This window comes from Pseudomonas fluorescens HK44 (genome assembly GCF_000217955.3).
Classification (GTDB): domain Bacteria; phylum Pseudomonadota; class Gammaproteobacteria; order Pseudomonadales; family Pseudomonadaceae; genus Aquipseudomonas; species Aquipseudomonas fluorescens_AQ.
Genome location: NZ_AFOY02000015.1, coordinates 939,405 through 956,349 on the forward strand (window position 1 = coordinate 939,405; position 16,945 = coordinate 956,349).

Here is a 16,945-nt window from a genome sequence, read left to right on the forward strand (position 1 = left end):
CACGAGTGTGAATATTGCTTTTCAGGACGAGCAGTTATTGATCAAACGAGCCCTTCCTTGAGCTCGCCTTTTTCTGCAATCGTTACTGCAGCACAGATTGCTTGGATGAAACGGCCTGTCGGCTTGAAGCGTTCTGAATCAGAAAGACCAGAATAGCGACGGCCCCTACCAGTCCTGGTACTGCGCACGACCCCATAGATGACCAAATCATAACCGTCGAAAATGATGATTAGCGCGCACCAGAACAGCACGCGCGCATGGAAGGCGTTGAAACGTGCCCCGTCAATCAGGGCTGATACATCAATCGTACGCATGGCATCGCTCTTTTTGTCATTGTTATAGAGCCGGAGGATCTGACGCCGCCGGGAATTGCGCGGTGCCCAATGGTGTTACGCAGAGCGTTCAGAACCGGGCATGGCTTCGATCATGGGCAAACCATCAACCGTGATAAATACAGCCAGGTGAATACGCATTATTTAGAACGTGAATAAAGATCGAGGACGAGCAAAAGTCCCATCGTTCTCACAATGGACGCGACGGTCTGGCACTTGTTAGGCTTGGGCTCTTGCAGCGGCGATTTCAGAGCGGTGCAGACCCAACGGTGGGCAAAGATTTATCGCCCCTATGAGCGCGCAATCTGCACGAGGCGTTATGGAATTACGTGAACTTGATCTCAATCTTCTTCTGGTATTTAACCAACTGCTGATTGACCGCCGGGTATCGACGGCGGCGGATAATCTCGATCTGACCCAGCCCGCTGTCAGCAACGCGTTAAAGCGACTGCGTGTCGCTTTGAACGACGAGCTTTTCGTTCGTACTTATCAAGGAATGGAGCCCACGCCCTATGCCCGGCAATTGGCTGAGCCAGTTGCACTGGCCATTCAGACCTTACGTGATGCACTGAGCCGACAGGACACATTTGACCCGCTCAACTGCAATCGCAGGTTTACGATGGCGATGACCGATATTGGCGAAATCTACTTCATGCCGCGGCTGATGGACGCTCTGGCTGAGCGCGCTCCGGGTTGCTCGATCAGTACACTGCGCAACACCTCCGATACCTTGGCCGAAGGATTACAGAACGGTGCGATCGACCTCGCAGTGGGATTACTGCCGCACCTGCAAGCCGGTTTTTTTCAGCAGCGCCTGTTTCACCATCGCTATGTCTGCATGTGCCGTAAGGACCACCCGGCTACCAGGGAACCGCTAACGCTTGAGCGTTTTTGCAGTTATGACCACGTTCGCGTCGTAGCGGCGAACACGGGGCACGGCGAAGTCGATACGTTTCTGGCGCGGGCCGGCATCGAGCGAAATATACGCCTGGAGGTACCCCATTTCGTCGCAGTAGGCCACATACTTCAACGCACCGACTTAATGGCAACAGTGCCTGAACGATTCGCCAGCAGTTGTGAACAACCCTTTGGGCTCGCGGTTCTACCGACGCCAGTGGAACTGCCCAATATCGAAATAAACCTGTTCTGGCATGCTCGCTATAACAAGGATCCAGCCAATTGTTGGCTTCGCCAGCTGATGTTTGAGTTGTTTTCGGATTAAGTCACCTGAGCGAGTATGGCTGCGACGTCAAAGCAGATTGCTCTTGTGCTCAGCCACAGCAGAGCGCCAAACCCGTGGCCGGCCGCGAAGAGGGCTTCTTTCTCAGCGGTTCGCTGTTTGACGACGTGACGCCGGAGATGAGCATCTATCGGGAAGAGGTTTTCGGGCCCGTCCTGTCGGTTGTCGGGGTGCCTGATCTCGCGAGCGCAATTGGGAAACCGTGCGCTTTTACACGCGCAACAAGAGCGTTATAGAGCACTGGCCCGACAGCATGGCCTAAAGTGCGGAATTCGCGAAATCCATGGAATCCTTTTCTTCGATGACTGCGAACTCTACCGAATCTCAGCTCCCAAGAGCCCACGGTGAGACTTCAAGGAATTTCGTACAGAGCCTAATCATCCTGACTGACCGCAAACAAGTCGCCACGCCCGTTTTAGTTCAGGGAGAGGTGATACTAAAAGCTTACAACACATGTAGCGAATAGAATTTAAACGATTAACTTAATGTTAGATTTGGAATATCCGGGCATCAGACCTTTCAGAAAAAGCGCTTACTCCCTTCATGCACTATACTTCTTGCTGACTTTACCATCAGGATGGATGTTGATGATTCAGTCTGATCGGACGTCAGATTAATATTAATCTGACGATGCTGTTAAGTGGCGATGCTTTTGCATAATCCAGGCGTGACAGGAATAGGATGAAGAGAAAATGGCAATAGCAATTATCTTGATTCTAATCGTTGTTGCATCAGTATTGTTCAACATCCTGGCGCCTTGGCATGCGACACCGGCCGCTTCCAACTGGGGGTCAATAGACACGACCCAGTTCATCACCCTGATCATCAGCGGAATATTTTTCATCGCCATCACGGTATTTATGGCGGTCGCCGTGATGCGTTATCGTCACAAGGACGGTGCCAAGGCGGCTTACCAGCCAGGCAATAAAAAGTTGGAGTTATGGTTAATTATCGTTACCTCGGTCGGTATTGCCGCGATGTTGGCACCAGGCCTGGTTGTTTACAGTGATTTCGTCCGGGTGCCGAAAAAAGCTTATGAACTTGAAGTGGTCGCCCAGCAGTGGCAGTGGGCTTTTCGTTTTCCCGGTCGGGACGGAAAGTTGGGCAAGTCGGATATCAAGTTTGCTGATTCCATCAACCCTTTCGGTCTTGATCCCAAGGATCCTGCAGGGCAGGACGATATACTGATACTAAACAATGAAGTTCACCTTCCGCTCGATCAGCCCGTAAAAGTTTTACTGCGCTCCAAAGATGTGCTGCACGATTTCGATGTACCGCAAATGCGCGGCAAGATGGACATGGTGCCGGGGATGGTGTCGTACTTTTGGTTTACGCCAACTAAAACCGGGCAATATGAAATTATTTGCGCTGAATATTGTGGCGTAGGGCATTACAACATGCGCGGCCATATGATCGTCGACGAACAGGGTGCCTTCGATCAATGGCTGAGCAGCCAACCGACTTTTGCGCAGACATTAGTGGCAGCTGCCAAACCCAGTCGCGACAGCGTGCTGGAAAAAGGCCGCCTGTTGGTCGAAAAATACGGCTGCAACGCCTGCCATAGCCAGGATGGCAGTGCCAGTCTCGGCCCAGGGTGGAAAGGGCTGTACGGCCGCACTGAACAGCTTGCCGATGGCACCAGTGTGCTGGTCGATGAGGCCTACCTTAAATCGGCGATTCTCGATCCAAAGGCCCGGCGGGTGCAGGGCTACCCGCCGGTCATGGTGGCCTATACTCTCAATGAAGATGAACTGGGTGCTCTTGTCACCCTGATCAAATCACAGGGTACTGTGCGCCAAGGCGATGAGCTGTCTGCCCCGGGTGACGACTTGGTGGCGCAGGGACAGCAGTTGGCCAAATCGTTCGGTTGTCTGGCCTGCCACAGTGTCGATGGCAGCAAGGGTGTCGGCCCCAGTTGGCAGGGCCTGTATGGCAAAACAGAAACCCTTGAGGACGGTACGAGGATAAAGGTCGATGAGGACTATATAAAAGAATCAGTTCTTAAGCCTAACGCCAAAATCGTCAAGGGCTACGCACCCATCATGCCTACCTTTACGCCGAGTGATAAGGAGTTGAGCGCACTGATCGCTTTTATCAAATCCAAAGCGAATGCCGACGCTGATGCGAGCAAGGCGGAGCCAGGAAAGTAGCCGTAAGCAGCCAGCAATACACCGAAACTTCAGTAGGAGGATGACGTGATGGCCTATGCGGAGCAAGCCGAAACAGAAGCACTGCACGAACCGAAAAGTTTCCTGACCAAATATATCTGGAGTCAGGACCACAAGGTCATCGCCATTCAGTATTCCTTGACGGCTATGTTCGTGGGCCTCATCGCCGTGGTGTTGTCGGACTTGATGCGCTTGCAGATAGGCTTCCCTGGTAGTTTGGGGTTCATGGACGCCAGTACTTACTATCAGGCGATGACCATGCACGGCATGATCATGGTCATTTATTTGCTGACAGCCTTGTTTCTGGGGGGCTTCGGCAACTATCTGATCCCCTTGATGGTGGGCGCCCGCGACATGGTCTTCCCCTATGTCAACATGCTGAGTTACTGGACCTACCTGCTAGCGGTACTGGTGTTGCTCGCCAGTTTCTTTGTTCCTGGCGGCCCCACCGGTGCGGGCTGGACGCTCTATCCGCCGCAGTCCATTACCAAGGGGACACCGGGGACCGAGTGGGGCATCATTCTGATGCTCGTCTCACTGGCGATCTTTATCGTTGCCACCACCATGGGCGGATTGAACTACGTCACCACGGTGTTACAGGCGCGTACGCACGGCATGACATTGTTTCGCATGCCGCTCTCCGTATGGGGAATCTTCATGGCCTCGATTATGGCCTTGCTGGCCTTCCCGGCGTTGTTTGTCAGTGCGATCATGACGCTGTTTGACAAGCTGTTGGGCACCAGCTTCTTTATGCCGGCGATCATCTCGCTGGGGCAGCAGCTCGATCACCAAGGCGGCAGCCCGATATTATTCCAGCATCTCTTCTGGTTCTTCGGCCACCCGGAAGTCTACATCGTTGCTCTCCCGGCGTTTGGTCTGGTCTCCGACTTGATCAGCACCCATGCGCGTAAAGGAATCTTCGGCTACCGAATGATGGTGTGGGCCATTATTGCGATTGGTGTACTCAGTTTTGTGGTCTGGGCACACCATATGTATGTCAGCGGAATGAACCCCTACTTTGGCTTTTTCTTCGCCACCACCACGTTGATCATCGCGGTGCCGACTGCACTGAAAGTCTACAACTGGATTCTGACCCTGTGGCGGGGCGACATCCATCTGACCGTACCGATGCTGTTTGCCCTGGCCTTTATCGTCACCTTTCTGGTCGGCGGTCTGACCGGGTTGTTTCTCGGTAATGTGATCGTGGATATCCCGCTCTCGGACACCTATTTCGTCGTAGCTCATTTCCATATGGTCATGGGGGTCGCACCGGTACTGGTGGTGTTCGGCGGCATTTATCATTGGTTCCCGAAAGTCACCGGGCGCATGACGAACGACACCCTCGGCAAGCTGCATTTCTGGATTACCTTTCTCGGCACCTACGCCATCTTCTTTCCCATGCACTACCTGGGTTTCCAGGGCATGCCACGCCGCTACTACGCCTATGACAACTACGCGTTCATCCCGCAGTCGGCGCAAGAATTGAATGCCTTCATTACGGTGGTCGCATTGACCGTCGGCGTTTCCCAACTACTGTTTCTGTTCAACCTGGCCTGGAGTACTTTCAAAGGCAAGCCCGCAGGCAGTAACCCCTGGGGCGCAGCCAGTCTGGAATGGCAAACGCCGGACACCCCGCCGGTACACGGTAACTGGGGAGCGAAGCTGCCGGTCGTGCATCGCTGGGCCTATGACTACAGCATGCCGGGAATAGAACAGGATTTCGTTCCGCAAACGGTCTCCGACGAGGAGCTGGAGCAGATGCGGCAACTCAGTGCCGAAACTGGGATAGCGGACGTTAAAACATGAACAGGCTGCTATTGAGAAACGCCGATAGCGCTGACCCCGGCGGTAGTTGGAGTGGTGGTCCTGAGGATATTCAGGCCGCCGAGGGTGCCGATAGAATCCAAAATGCAAGAGTAGGCCTGCGCTTGTTTCTGGCCGTAGTGAGCTCGTTATTCTTTCTCTTTCTGGTTGCCTTTATCGAACGCTCACAAATGGCCGACTGGCAACCCCTGACGGAGCCCTTGGCGCCGTTAGCCAATCTATGGCAGCTATGGCTGAATTCGGCTTTTCTGGTATTCAGTTGCATCGCACTGCAGTGGTCGCGTATGGCCGCCCGACAGGCTCGACTGGACGCAACGGTCATTGGCTTTGCAGTGGGGGGCGTATTTGCAGTTGCCTTTCTGACAGGACAACTCTGGGTCTGGCAGCAGTTTGTCGCCTGGGGCTACTTTGTCGCCAGCAATCCGGCCAACAGTTTCTTCTACCTGTTGACCGGCCTGCACGGGTTCCACCTGCTGGGCGGGCTGATAGCCTGGAGCAGAACCGTCGCTAAATTCCTGCATCATGTGCCGTTGCCGCAACTCAGCGCCAGCGTAGAGCTCTGTGCCATCTATTGGCATTACTTACTGGGTCTTTGGTTCGTACTATTCGCGCTGCTGACCAGTACGCCGGCAACCTATGAAGCCATTGCCAGATTTTGCGGCCTGAGGTGAAAAGCCATGGCATCGCACCCGCTAGCCCCAGTCGAGTCCAGTTCATCCAATCCACCCAGCTCGCCGCCTGCAACGGGATGGCAGGGCATCGCCAACGACTGGGCCTCGGACAGAGAGGCTTTCAGGCAGGTCCCCTGGGGCAAGGCGATGATGTGGATATTCCTGCTCAGCGATACGTTTGTATTTACCTGCTTTTTAACCGGCTACATGTCGGTACGCATGACGATCACCAGCGCCTGGCCTAACCCCAGTGAAGTGTTCGCATTGACGATCGGCGGTAGAGAAATCCCGCTTATTCTGATCGCTATCATGACCTTTGTGCTGATCAGTAGCAGCGGCACCATGGCCATGGCAGTCAATTTCGCCTATCGCCGTGATCGCGCGAAAACCGCTGCCTTGATGCTGGCGACCGCAGCCTTCGGTGTGACATTCGTCAGCATGCAGGCATTTGAATGGAGCAAGCTCATCGCAGAAGGGGTACGTCCTTGGGGGAACCCCATGGGGGCGGCGCAATTTGGTGCCAGCTTTTTCATGATTACCGGTTTCCACGGGCTGCATGTGTCCGTCGGCGTCATCTACCTCAGTATTGTGGCGATGAAAGTATTGCGGGGCGATTATGAGCGTTCCGGAAACTATCAGATCGTCGAGATAGCCGGGCTTTACTGGCACTTCGTGGACCTGGTGTGGGTGTTTATTTTTGCTTTCTTCTATTTATGGTAGGTCGTGAACAGGTTCTGAAGAGGAGCACGGATGATGGCGCATACCCAGGGTCAGCAACATCCAATCAGTTTGTACCTTAAAATCTGGGGGCTGTTATTCGTCCTCAGCACGCTGTCGTATCTTGTCGACTATTTTCACTTCCAGGGCTACCTCCGGTGGTCCCTGATCGTCACGCTCATGTTGTTGAAGGCAGGTTTAATCGTCTCCATCTTTATGCATATGGCCTGGGAACGGTTGGCCATGGTCTACGCCATATTGGTGCCGCCTTTGTGTTTACTGGTACTCGTCGGACTGATGGCCACCGAGGCGGACTATGTTTTCCTCAGCCGGGTCATTTTCTTCGGCCAATAAGCGACGTCCGGATGGCACTTCCGGATGGCCTCAAGCCTTCAGGGGCTAACCCGATATCACTCGCTTGAACTGATGCCATTTGTGCTGCCAGGCTACTGTCCAGTGGGGGGCAGCCGTTCCCGTGCCGGCAATCTTCAGCCTTGGATGATGTTCGATTACCCGGTCCAATACCGATTCCTGATCCGGCTCAACATCCACGAAGAAGATGTATTTGCCCTCGTCTACCACCTGTTTAAAACTGCGGAAGTGAGTGTTTGGTACCTGGATACCAAAAAAACCGCCTTCCCAGATACAGAAGCCCGCTATGACAATGGCCAGGAAGATAAAAGGTACCCAGCCTGCTGCGGATTGGGTCCAACCCAGCCAATAGGCGCCACCCAGGACCAGCGCCGCGAGTGGTACACCCACCACCGCACCAATCTCGCCAGAGTGAACAGTATCTTGTTTCATTAACGAGTTAACTTCGTGGAGGTGATGTTCTTCAACATCAGCAACTTCTTCGCTGAGCACATGAATTTGTTCGGTATTGATGCCGTTGGCTTCCAATTCATTTTCAACGGTTTCAAGATCGTCGAGATTGTCACTGATGTAATAGTGTCGATTCATACCACACCTCCCATCTCGTGTTTGCTGTAGACCTCCTCTGTCCTGCAGCCGTTAACTGAGATTTGCAGTCGGTATCTGTACCCGCGGGGAACGTTGCACACTTCATGCAATCTCAAAAAAGTATAGCACCCCACCAACACCCATGACCGGCAACGTCAAGGTCCAAGGAAGCACTAGGGCCTGACGCCCTCCCCCCACGAATTCAGCATCGGTACGAAAATCGCGCGCCTGCGCAAATATCAGGTCTGCCGTTAATCCAGCGCTGGCAGATTTTACGCAGCAACGCATACTTCATAACAGTGCATGCGTTTTCACAAGAGTCCAGCAGTCCACAACGGAGGTTTCGTCATGAGTGCCTTGACGATCGAAGGCTGGTGCAAAATCAGCGGCAACCAAAAGTCTACCCCAGTGGGGGACATCCATTTTAACGTCGATGGCCCCCTCCATGTGCGTCTGGAGCAAGCTGAAGAACACCTGCAGAAGACCCATGAGCGCGAAGCCATGGTCGATGTCGACATGGAAACAATGGATTTGATCTTGCCAGAGGGATACGGCCCCTTGTCCGACTGCCAAATGCGTGTCTATTTGCACGATGAACGCGGTCAGTTCCATCTGGTCGGGCATCGAGCGAGCGATAGCAGCTTGATCTATACCAATGCGGTGTTGATTGATCAGTTGCTTGAGTAGCGACTACGCGATTCCAGGCGGTCGATTGCTCGCCTCCGGGGGTAGTGTCAGGCCCGAGCGTGTTAGATGTCGGGCCTGAGCTTACGCTTGCCTGACAATATCGACCGAGATCTCCACCGCCGCAATCCCTAACACCCACGGACTGTATTGTCCTCAACTCTGTTGCCGGAGTGGCGATCTACGGAGTCGCTTTGCCTGGCGCAAGTTTCAGGGGCTCAAGTTCATACTCCTCTTCATCCTGCTCACTACGCATTTCCTTCCAGAAATACGCGGCATAGGCCGCCAGGAAAAGCACACCCAGCCAAGGTTTGTAGGCGAACACGACAAGACCGAGCGCAATCTTCGCAACAAAAATGACTACGGCCTTCGTGCCGACCCGGTACGAAGGGCTGTTTGAGTCGACGCTCAAGCAGCAAATTGTGATCACGCATGACCCGGTAAACCCGCTTCACGTTGATCGCAGGCAGCAACTGGGTTTCACGGGCGCGACGCAGTAATCCCCAGACACGACGGTAGCCATAACTCGGCAGTTCGCTGATCTGCTGCTGGATTTCAACCACCAGCTCAGCGTCGTCCATAGACCTGCTTCGCCGTACGTTGGGCTAGGCTGATTGCTTGATTCGAACCGTTAATTGCGAGCGCGCCTACCGAACCAATGTCATGACCCGGCCATGAGTTGCCGGATCGAAAACAGGAAAAGCTGGCCGGCCTCCCAGACTCTCATCGCGAATCCGGTATCGCTCCAGTCAGCTATACCGAATATGCCCCATTGCTGCAAATGATGCAAATGATGCAGTCTGCTCCTGATAGGCGTAGCCCCATGGACTCAGCCCCCAGCCATGAGATGGACCGGTAAAAAATAGGTAGCAGACTAACGTTTAATGTACCACCTGCTCATGGCCCTGTTAGGTTCAGGGTTCTGCAAAAGACAAGAGTGAATACAATATGAATGAAAAACCAAGGCGGTCGCTCTACATTCCTTATTCCGGTCCGTCCCTTCTGGAAATGCCTTTGCTGAACAAAGGCAGTGCCTTCACCTTGCAGGAACGGATTGACTTCAATTTGCTCGGCCTGCTCCCGCAGGCCACTGAAACCATCGAGGAGCAGGCAAGCCGGGTTTACCGGCAATATGAGTTGTGCACCAGTGATATCGACCGACATGTCTTTCTGCGCGGCGTGCAGGACAATAACGAGACCCTGTTTTTCCGTCTGCTTGAGGATCATCTCGAGAAGATGCTACCCATTATCTATACCCCGACCGTCGGCCAGGCCTGCCAGGAATTTTCCAGTATCTACCGCACCCATCGCGGTCTGTTCATTGCCTACCCCGACCTCCATCGCATTGACGATATCCTCCACAGCGCCACCAAAGACAACGTCAAAATCATCGTCGTCACTGACAGCGAGCGCATCCTCGGGCTAGGCGATCAGGGCATCGGCGGCATGGGTATCCCGATCGGTAAACTGTCGCTGTACACTGCCTGTGGTGGCATCAGCCCGGCCTACACCTTACCGGTGGTACTGGATGTCGGCACTAACAACCCTGATCTGCTGAACGACCCGATGTACATGGGCTGGCGCCATGAGCGCATCAGTGGCGAAGCGTACGAGGAGTTTGTCGAATCCTTCATCCAGGCCATCAAACGTCGCTGGCCTGAGGTGCTTCTACAGTTTGAGGATTTCGCCCAGACCAACGCCACCCCGTTGCTGGAGCGTTACAAGGATCAGATCTGCTGCTTCAACGATGATATCCAGGGCACCGCTGCCGTAGTCGTTGGCACCTTGATCGCTGCCTGCAAGGCCAAGGGTGAACGTCTGTCCGATCAGGTCGTCACCTTCGTCGGTGCAGGTTCGGCCGGCTGTGGTATTGCCGAGCAAATCGTCGCAGCGATGCTGATCGAGGGGTTGAGCGATAGCGAGGCTCGCCAGCGCATCTTCATGATCGACCGCTGGGGTCTGCTAACCGATAACATGGCCAACCTGCTGCCATTCCAGCAAAAACTGGCTCAACATCGCAGCAGCATGCCGGCATGGGCTGCGGGCGAAGGCGACTTGAACCTTCTGGATGTCGTCAGCCACACCAGCACCAGTGTTCTGATTGGCGTTTCGGCGCAGCGCGGACTGTTCACCGAGCAGGTCATCCGGGCTCTGCATGCAGGTTGCTCCAAGCCGATAGTCATGCCGCTGTCCAACCCGACCTCCAAGATCGAGGCTACACCGCAGGAGATTCTCACCTGGACCAATGGCCAGGCGCTGGTAGCCACCGGCAGCCCTTTTCCTCCGGTCAGCCTGGGTGATCGAAAGATTCACATCGCCCAATGCAATAACTCCTACATCTTCCCCGGGATTGGCTTGGGCGTCCTGGCGGTCAGGGCCAGCAGGATCACCGATGGCATGATCATGGCTGCCTCCAGAGCCTTGGCCGATTGCTCGCCTCTACTGACCGGTGAGAGCGACGCGGTATTGCCATCGTTGAGCGATATACAGACTGTGAGCAAGAAAATTGCCTTCGCCGTCGCCAAACAGGCTCAGGAAGAAGACAAGGCCTTGCAGATCAGTGACGAACGCCTGCGCTCGGCAATCGAAAGCAACTTCTGGCAAGCGCGTTATCGAGATTATCGTCGCGCCTCGATCTGATGCTGTAACAACCTGTGGGAGCATGCTGCACATGCTCCCATACTCGCCGGCCATTCCAGCCCACCCACGCCCCCTGTCACACTGTTACGAAATATGGAAAATACATTCTCCTATTAGTTAGCTAGCTATCATTTTTCCCGATTGTTAAACTTTCCGTCAACCTGGCTCATCCGCTTGGTGCCTGACGTCCTGATCGGCTGCAAACCACCCTTTCCAGTTGTATCAACGTCATCAAGTGCCAGTCACCTGGGTCACAACATCACGCGGATGAGTTGAGCCCGCGTGATTGATCGACCTGATGAGGCAGTAATGGAACCTGGAAGCTATCAATTGACCATGAGTGTGCTCATGACCCCGGACAAAGCCAACTTCTCGGGCAATGTGCATGGTGGAGCCTTGCTGAAGATGCTTGATGAGGTGGCCTTCGCTTGCGCCAAGCGTTATGCCGGCAATTATGTGGTGACCCTGTCGGTCGACCAGGTGATTTTCAAGGAGCCGATTCGCATCGGCGAGCTAGTGACCTTCCTGGCATCGGTGAACTACACCGGTCGTTCCTCGATGGAAATCGGCGTAAAAGTCATGACTGAAAACATTCATGAACGCAGCGTACGCCACACCAATAGCTGTTATTTCACCATGGTCGCTGTCGACCACAATCACCGGCCCGTAGCCGTGCGTGCTCTGGTTCCGGATACCTGCGCCGAACAACGCCGCTACGCCCAGGCTCAGCAGCGCCGCCTGCAACGCCAGGAGTTGCAAGCGCGCTACGACTCGCTAAAAGTCGCCCAGGCTTGAACGGACCCGTGTCCACGTGAAACCGAGCGCCCCGCCGATGGCTGTCGATGCCATACCACAAGGAACAACATGCATGAAACTGTCATTATTGAGTCGTTATTCATGCTTCGCCTTTTGCTTGATCTTTACCCTCGTCGGACTGTGCCTCTTTGATCGCCTCGAGTGGCTCTGGCCCCTCACTCTGGTCACCGCGCTCATGACGTTGATCGGTCTGAACGACCTGCGTCAGACCCGACATTCGGTACGCCGCAACTATCCTGTAATCGGCAATCTTCGTTATCTGATCGAGCATATCCGCCCGGAAATCCGCCAGTACCTGCTTGAAGGTGATGACGAGGAACTGCCCTTCTCCCGTACCCAACGCTCGCTGGTCTATGCTCGCGCCAAGAATCAGAGCGCAGAAAAGGCTTTCGGCACTCTGAAGGACGTCTACAAACCCGGCTTTGAATTCATTGTGCACTCAATGTTGCCCAGCGAAGTGCTCGACCCCAAGGAATTCCGAATCATGGTCGGCGGCCCGCAATGTCGTCAGCCTTACAGCGCTTCGATCTTCAACATCTCCGCCATGAGTTTCGGCGCCTTGAGCGCCAATGCCATCCGCGCTCTGAACAAAGGAGCAAAACTGGGCGGCTTTGCCCATGACACCGGCGAAGGCAGCATCAGCCCCTATCATCGTGAATACGCAGGCGACCTGATCTGGGAGCTGGGCAGTGGCTATTTCGGCTGTCGCGATGAGGACGGCCGATTCGACGCCGAGCGCTTTTGCGCGCAGGCCTGCAACCCTCAGGTGCGGATGATCGAGCTCAAACTCAGCCAAGGTGCCAAGCCTGGGCATGGGGGTATTCTGCCCAAGCATAAGGTTACGGCGGAAATCGCCGCGACCCGGGGCGTGAGCATGGATCAAGATTGCGTGTCACCCGCCCGTCATAGCGCCTTTTCTACACCGATTGAACTGCTGCAATTCGTTCATAAGCTACGTGAGCTGTCCAATGGCAAACCGGTAGGCTTCAAACTGTGCGTCGGTCAGCCATGGGAGTTCATGGGGATCGCCAAGGCAATGCTAAAGACCGGCATCCTGCCGGACTTCATCGTTGTCGACGGTGCCGAGGGTGGCACTGGCGCCGCACCGAGGGAGTTCAGCGACAACATCGGCATGCCGCTGCGCGAAGGGTTGTTGTTCGTGCACAACACGCTGGTCGGCCTGAACCTTCGAGACGACATCCGACTGGGGGCCAGCGGCAAGATTGTCAGTGCCTTTGATATTGCCAGTGTGCTGGCTATTGGTGCCGACTGGGTCAACTCGGCGCGCGGCTTCATGTTTGCCATCGGTTGTATCCAGTCACAGTCATGCCACACCAACCAATGTCCGACTGGCGTTGCCACTCAGGATCCTCTGCGCCAGCGCGCACTGGTGGTCGAGGACAAAGCCACACGTGTCTACAACTTCCACCGTAACACCCTTCTGACACTGGCCGAAATGCTCGCCTCTGCGGGCCTTGAACATCCCTCGCAATTAACCGCCGAGCACTTGGTCCGAAGGATCAGCGACACCCAGATCCGTTTATTTTCCCAGACACACACCTTCCTCAAACCCGGGGAATTGCTCGATAACCGCTGCACCAGCGAATTCTATTCGCGCATGTGGAACCGCGCCCAAGCCGATATATTCAAGCGCAGTGACTCAAGCGATAAGGCCGTTGTCGAGGAAATCTCAGCCGAGACTCGAGATACCGCTATCGCGTGAGTATTACCGTTAATGTTCCGATGTCGGCTTCGAATCACCGAGCGCGTGAGCCAGGTAGAAAATGAAGCGGATGCCCAGATGGTGTTGCGGATCTGTACGGTGATGCAAGGCGGTGAAGATAGGTTGCGAGGGCGCGGGCAGGATGATGCAGAAGGATTGAAACAACAACAGGGTACCTGACCACTTTATAAACCCGACCATGCCATTTCAGTCGTCGCCCTGGACGCTCGCACTCATGTTCGAGCCGATCGTTTTGAAGCGGCTCTCATTGAATGCAAACGAAGCATGGAGCGAATGATAGGCTCTCCTTCCTTGCCAATACGGGATAACTCAACCGGCTAGAAACACTGCCGAGGAAGGAGAGCGTACACGTCAGAAGATTTTGCCGTCAGGCGCGCACGTATTTCACTTCAAGCGGTTTTTCTTACGCGACATTACTATTCTTTCGCGCTATAACTCATACAGTTTTTCTTGCGCCGTGGGCCATGCTTTCAGGTAACAAAGATGGAGTTCGAGGTGTTTTCTGCCATTGACCTCATGGGCACGTTTGTCTTCGCCCTGAGCGGCGCTGTGGCGGCCATTGATCGTAAGCTGGATATTTTCGGCGTTTTTGTCGTCGCCTTTGTGACAGCCTGCGGCGGCGGTGTGATTCGCGATCTGTGTATTGGCGCGTTCCCTCCTGCCGGCCTCATCAACATCGAGTACCTGGGAGTCATTGCACTGGCAGGGGCCTTGGCTGCTTTTTTCCAGCATTTACTACTGAGGCTGGCTCAGCCAACGCTGTTTTTCGACGCGGTAGGGTTGGGTTTTTTTGCTGCGTTCGGTGTCCATAAGGTCTATGCACATATACCGAATGTCGAATTGGCCCTCCTGTTGGGTGTCATTACCGCGGTGGGCGGCGGCATCATCAGGGACGTGCTGCTTGGTCGTGTTCCCGTGGTATTGACCAAGGAAATCTATGCCTCAGCAGCGCTGTTGGGAGCAGCAATCCAACTCCTCGGCGAACTGCAGATGATTGATCACCGTTTCACTCCTTGGGCTGCGATTGCGCTATGTACCTTGGTACGAATGCTGTCATTGAAATATCAATGGAACCTGCCCGCGATTAAAAAGAGTTCGTGAGCCCGGTCCTATGCCCACATGTAAACGGCGCTTGGAACGTCGCAGAGCGTCACAGATACCGACCGATTTATAACTATTGTCTTGAATTGGAGGGGTAAATGGATACCTTGGCTCGTAATGAAAGAATGTCAAAAATGTCCGGTGACATCCAAAAGATGCTGCCTGCCTTAGAGAGAATTTACAAAGATTTCCATGCCAATCCTGAACTTTCAATGCAGGAAACCCGCACGGCTGCTATCGCGGCCTCCTTTATCAAGAAGCTGGGGTATGAAGTTCACGAACAGATTGGCGTAACCGGTGTAGTCGGTCTATTAAAAAACGGTGATGGTCCAACGGTCATGCTGCGCGCTGACATGGACGCCTTGCCAATGGCCGAAAAGACCGGCCTGCCTTACGCCAGTCAGAAGAAGGGACAAACCGCTGACGGAGAGGCAGTGGATGTGGCTCATATGTGTGGTCACGATCTGCATGTGACGTGGTTGATGGGCACTGCACAACTGATGGCGGATCATCGTGACTTATGGAGCGGCACCTTGATGCTGGTCTTTCAGCCCGGCGAAGAGATCGGGAAGGGAGCAAAGGCGATGATCGACGACGGGATGATCGAACGCTTTCCAAAGCCAGACATCATTCTGGGACAGCACGTCATGGTCGGTGAGGCGGGTACGGTTGGACATCGCCCTGGCGCTATTCTGGCCGCTGGTGACAGCATGCATATCAAGCTGTATGGCCGCGGCGCCCACGGTTCCATGCCGCAAAATGCAATTGACCCGGTGATTATGGCCGCGGCGACTGTCATGCGCCTGCAAACTATCGTTTCCCGCGAATTGTCTCCACTGGAGAATGGGGTTCTGACCATCGGCGCCCTGCAGGCCGGGACGAAGGAAAATATCATTCCGGATGACGCGGTCATCAAACTGAACATGCGAACGTATGATGAAAACGTTCGCCGCCGGATGCTCGACTCGGTACATAGAATCTGCTGTGCGGAATGCCAAGCCTCCAATACTGACCATCCGCCGGAATTCACCACCATTGACAGTTACCCTATCACTGAAAACGACGCCGTAGCCACCGCCAGACTGGCGCAGGCTTTTGATGATCATTTCGCCGATCGTTCGTATGAAACCGCGCCGGCATCGGCCAGCGAAGACTTTAGTGTTTTCGGGCGAGAGTGGAAGGTTCCCTACGTGTTCTGGTTCGTGGGTAGCACCGAAAAATCGATATGGCAGCAGGCCGTATCAAGCGCAAATATCAACCAGATTCCCTCTAACCATTCATCAAAGTTTGATCCGCAAATTCACCCAACTCTGGAGACCGGATTGGAAGCAATGCTGGTTGGCGCACTGGCCTGGCTGAATGCGCCTTCTTGAGCAGGATGGTTTATGCGGCCTGAGCATCTTTGCAGCTCGCTCAACACGCGCGCCATTTCCTGCTCGCTGAGCGCGCGCAGCGTCGTTGTGCGCAGATTTCCTTGTGCCGCCACAGCCACAGCTGCCTTCATGACAGTCTCGTCATCGGGAGCGTCGATTATCAGCACTGCATCGTACTGACCCATCGTCCAGAAGAACTCTCGGGCATTCACGCCCAAGCTTGCAAACAGCTCCTGTACCGCTCTCCCCCGCTCGACGGTGTCCTTCGCGTTGCGCGCCCCCTGATCAGTCCAATTCGCCAACAGCACGTACTTAGCCACTTCATCCTCCTTAGTCAGGTCGTCAGAAAGCCTTGCTATTTACTGCAGCAACTCACTATAGCAGCGAGGACGATGCGCGACCTCTCTGTGACCTGCGCTGCCCGAGCAGTAATCCTCAACAACCGACAATTTAGTCTGCTCTGTGTACTTCTTCATGCCCCCCCGATGTTGATGTCCAACATTTCGGAGGCAGATCAAATTAGGTGGACACCATCGCCTCACGCGACGGTGTCAGGAAGGTGTGTTGCCCGGACGGTTACGTTACGTTTTTGTTGTCTTGCACAGTGATGCGATTGTGGACGGGCGCCTCCATCCAATTGTTTACTTAGAGGCACCCTGAAGGTTTTGCAGTGAA

The 16,945-nt window shown here is 54.4% G+C and carries 16 protein-coding genes and 2 pseudogenes; 13 read left to right on the plus strand and 5 right to left on the minus strand.

Features of this window, described 5'->3' with window-relative positions:
* Window positions 1-41: 41 nt before the first annotated feature.
* Window positions 42-314 (minus strand): hypothetical protein, encoded by a 273-nt coding sequence (locus HK44_RS17015; protein ID WP_019690293.1) that lies wholly within the window; start codon window positions 312-314, stop codon window positions 42-44.
* Window positions 315-651: 337 nt separating this feature from the next.
* On the opposite strand from HK44_RS17015, the gene HK44_RS17020 reads away from it, so the two are divergent.
* The 7 genes and pseudogenes from HK44_RS17020 to HK44_RS17050 all read left to right on the plus strand — a co-directional run bounded on the left by HK44_RS17020 (window position 652) and on the right by HK44_RS17050 (window position 7,306).
* The gene (locus tag HK44_RS17020) at window positions 652-1,554 is read left to right on the plus strand and encodes a LysR family transcriptional regulator (RefSeq protein ID WP_019690292.1); all 903 of its coding nucleotides are present in this window, start codon (window positions 652-654) and stop codon (window positions 1,552-1,554) included.
* 74 nt (window positions 1,555-1,628) lie between these two features.
* Window positions 1,629-1,790, plus strand: a pseudogene (locus HK44_RS29835) (aldehyde dehydrogenase family protein); the annotation flags it as partial.
* Between the two features lie 474 nt (window positions 1,791-2,264).
* Window positions 2,265-3,722, plus strand: coding sequence for a cytochrome c oxidase subunit II (locus HK44_RS17030; RefSeq protein ID WP_019690291.1), 1,458 nt, complete (start codon window positions 2,265-2,267; stop codon window positions 3,720-3,722).
* 48 nt (window positions 3,723-3,770) lie between these two features.
* On the plus strand, window positions 3,771-5,546 hold the full coding sequence (gene ctaD / locus HK44_RS17035) for a cytochrome c oxidase subunit I (protein ID WP_019690290.1): 1,776 nt from the start codon (window positions 3,771-3,773) through the stop codon (window positions 5,544-5,546).
* Complete coding sequence (locus HK44_RS17040; protein WP_024265018.1) at window positions 5,543-6,235, plus strand: cytochrome c oxidase subunit 3; 693 nt, start codon at window positions 5,543-5,545, stop codon at window positions 6,233-6,235. The genes ctaD and HK44_RS17040 overlap by 4 nt, the downstream gene beginning before the upstream one ends.
* A 6-nt stretch (window positions 6,236-6,241) precedes the next feature.
* Window positions 6,242-6,955, plus strand: coding sequence for a heme-copper oxidase subunit III family protein (locus tag HK44_RS17045; RefSeq protein WP_024265019.1), 714 nt, complete (start codon window positions 6,242-6,244; stop codon window positions 6,953-6,955).
* A 33-nt stretch (window positions 6,956-6,988) separates the two neighbouring features.
* Window positions 6,989-7,306, plus strand: a complete 318-nt coding sequence (locus HK44_RS17050; protein WP_024265020.1) for a cytochrome C oxidase subunit IV family protein — start codon at window positions 6,989-6,991, stop codon at window positions 7,304-7,306.
* 45 nt (window positions 7,307-7,351) lie between these two features.
* Here the strand turns inward: HK44_RS17050 and HK44_RS17055 are convergent, their stop codons facing one another.
* Window positions 7,352-7,912, minus strand: coding sequence for a hypothetical protein (locus HK44_RS17055; RefSeq protein ID WP_019690286.1), 561 nt, complete (start codon window positions 7,910-7,912; stop codon window positions 7,352-7,354).
* A gap of 348 nt (window positions 7,913-8,260) precedes the next feature.
* Here HK44_RS17055 and HK44_RS17060 point away from each other — a divergent pair, with 348 nt between their 5' ends.
* The gene (locus HK44_RS17060) at window positions 8,261-8,599 is read left to right on the plus strand and encodes a hypothetical protein (RefSeq protein WP_019690285.1); all 339 of its coding nucleotides are present in this window, start codon (window positions 8,261-8,263) and stop codon (window positions 8,597-8,599) included.
* Window positions 8,600-8,777: 178 nt separating this feature from the next.
* Here the strand turns inward: HK44_RS17060 and HK44_RS29840 are convergent, their stop codons facing one another.
* Complete coding sequence (locus tag HK44_RS29840; RefSeq protein ID WP_019690284.1) at window positions 8,778-9,008, minus strand: hypothetical protein; 231 nt, start codon at window positions 9,006-9,008, stop codon at window positions 8,778-8,780.
* Window positions 8,959-9,192 (minus strand): annotated as a pseudogene (locus HK44_RS17065) (IS3 family transposase); the annotation flags it as partial. The gene HK44_RS29840 and the pseudogene HK44_RS17065, both read right to left, overlap by 50 nt.
* Before the next feature lie 352 nt (window positions 9,193-9,544).
* On the opposite strand from HK44_RS17065, the gene HK44_RS17070 reads away from it, so the two are divergent.
* The 5 genes from HK44_RS17070 (at window position 9,545) to HK44_RS17090 (ending at window position 16,270) form a co-directional block, all read left to right on the plus strand.
* On the plus strand, window positions 9,545-11,236 hold the full coding sequence (locus HK44_RS17070) for an NAD-dependent malic enzyme (RefSeq protein ID WP_019690282.1): 1,692 nt from the start codon (window positions 9,545-9,547) through the stop codon (window positions 11,234-11,236).
* Between the two features lie 309 nt (window positions 11,237-11,545).
* Entirely contained in the window at window positions 11,546-12,031 is a 486-nt protein-coding gene (locus HK44_RS17075) for an acyl-CoA thioesterase (RefSeq protein WP_019690281.1), read from the plus strand.
* Between the two features lie 73 nt (window positions 12,032-12,104).
* Window positions 12,105-13,775: an FMN-binding glutamate synthase family protein gene (locus tag HK44_RS17080; RefSeq protein ID WP_019690280.1), complete on the plus strand. Its 1,671-nt coding sequence runs from the start codon at window positions 12,105-12,107 to the stop codon at window positions 13,773-13,775.
* Window positions 13,776-14,279: 504 nt separating this feature from the next.
* The gene (locus tag HK44_RS17085) at window positions 14,280-14,897 is read left to right on the plus strand and encodes a trimeric intracellular cation channel family protein (protein ID WP_019690278.1); all 618 of its coding nucleotides are present in this window, start codon (window positions 14,280-14,282) and stop codon (window positions 14,895-14,897) included.
* Between the two features lie 98 nt (window positions 14,898-14,995).
* Entirely contained in the window at window positions 14,996-16,270 is a 1,275-nt protein-coding gene (locus HK44_RS17090; RefSeq protein ID WP_052014761.1) for a M20 family metallopeptidase, read from the plus strand.
* Here the strand turns inward: HK44_RS17090 and HK44_RS17095 are convergent.
* On the minus strand, window positions 16,198-16,590 hold the full coding sequence (locus HK44_RS17095) for a GYD domain-containing protein (protein WP_019690276.1): 393 nt from the start codon (window positions 16,588-16,590) through the stop codon (window positions 16,198-16,200). The two genes, HK44_RS17090 and HK44_RS17095, sit on opposite strands and share 73 nt — an antisense overlap.
* Window positions 16,591-16,945 lie beyond the last annotated feature (355 nt).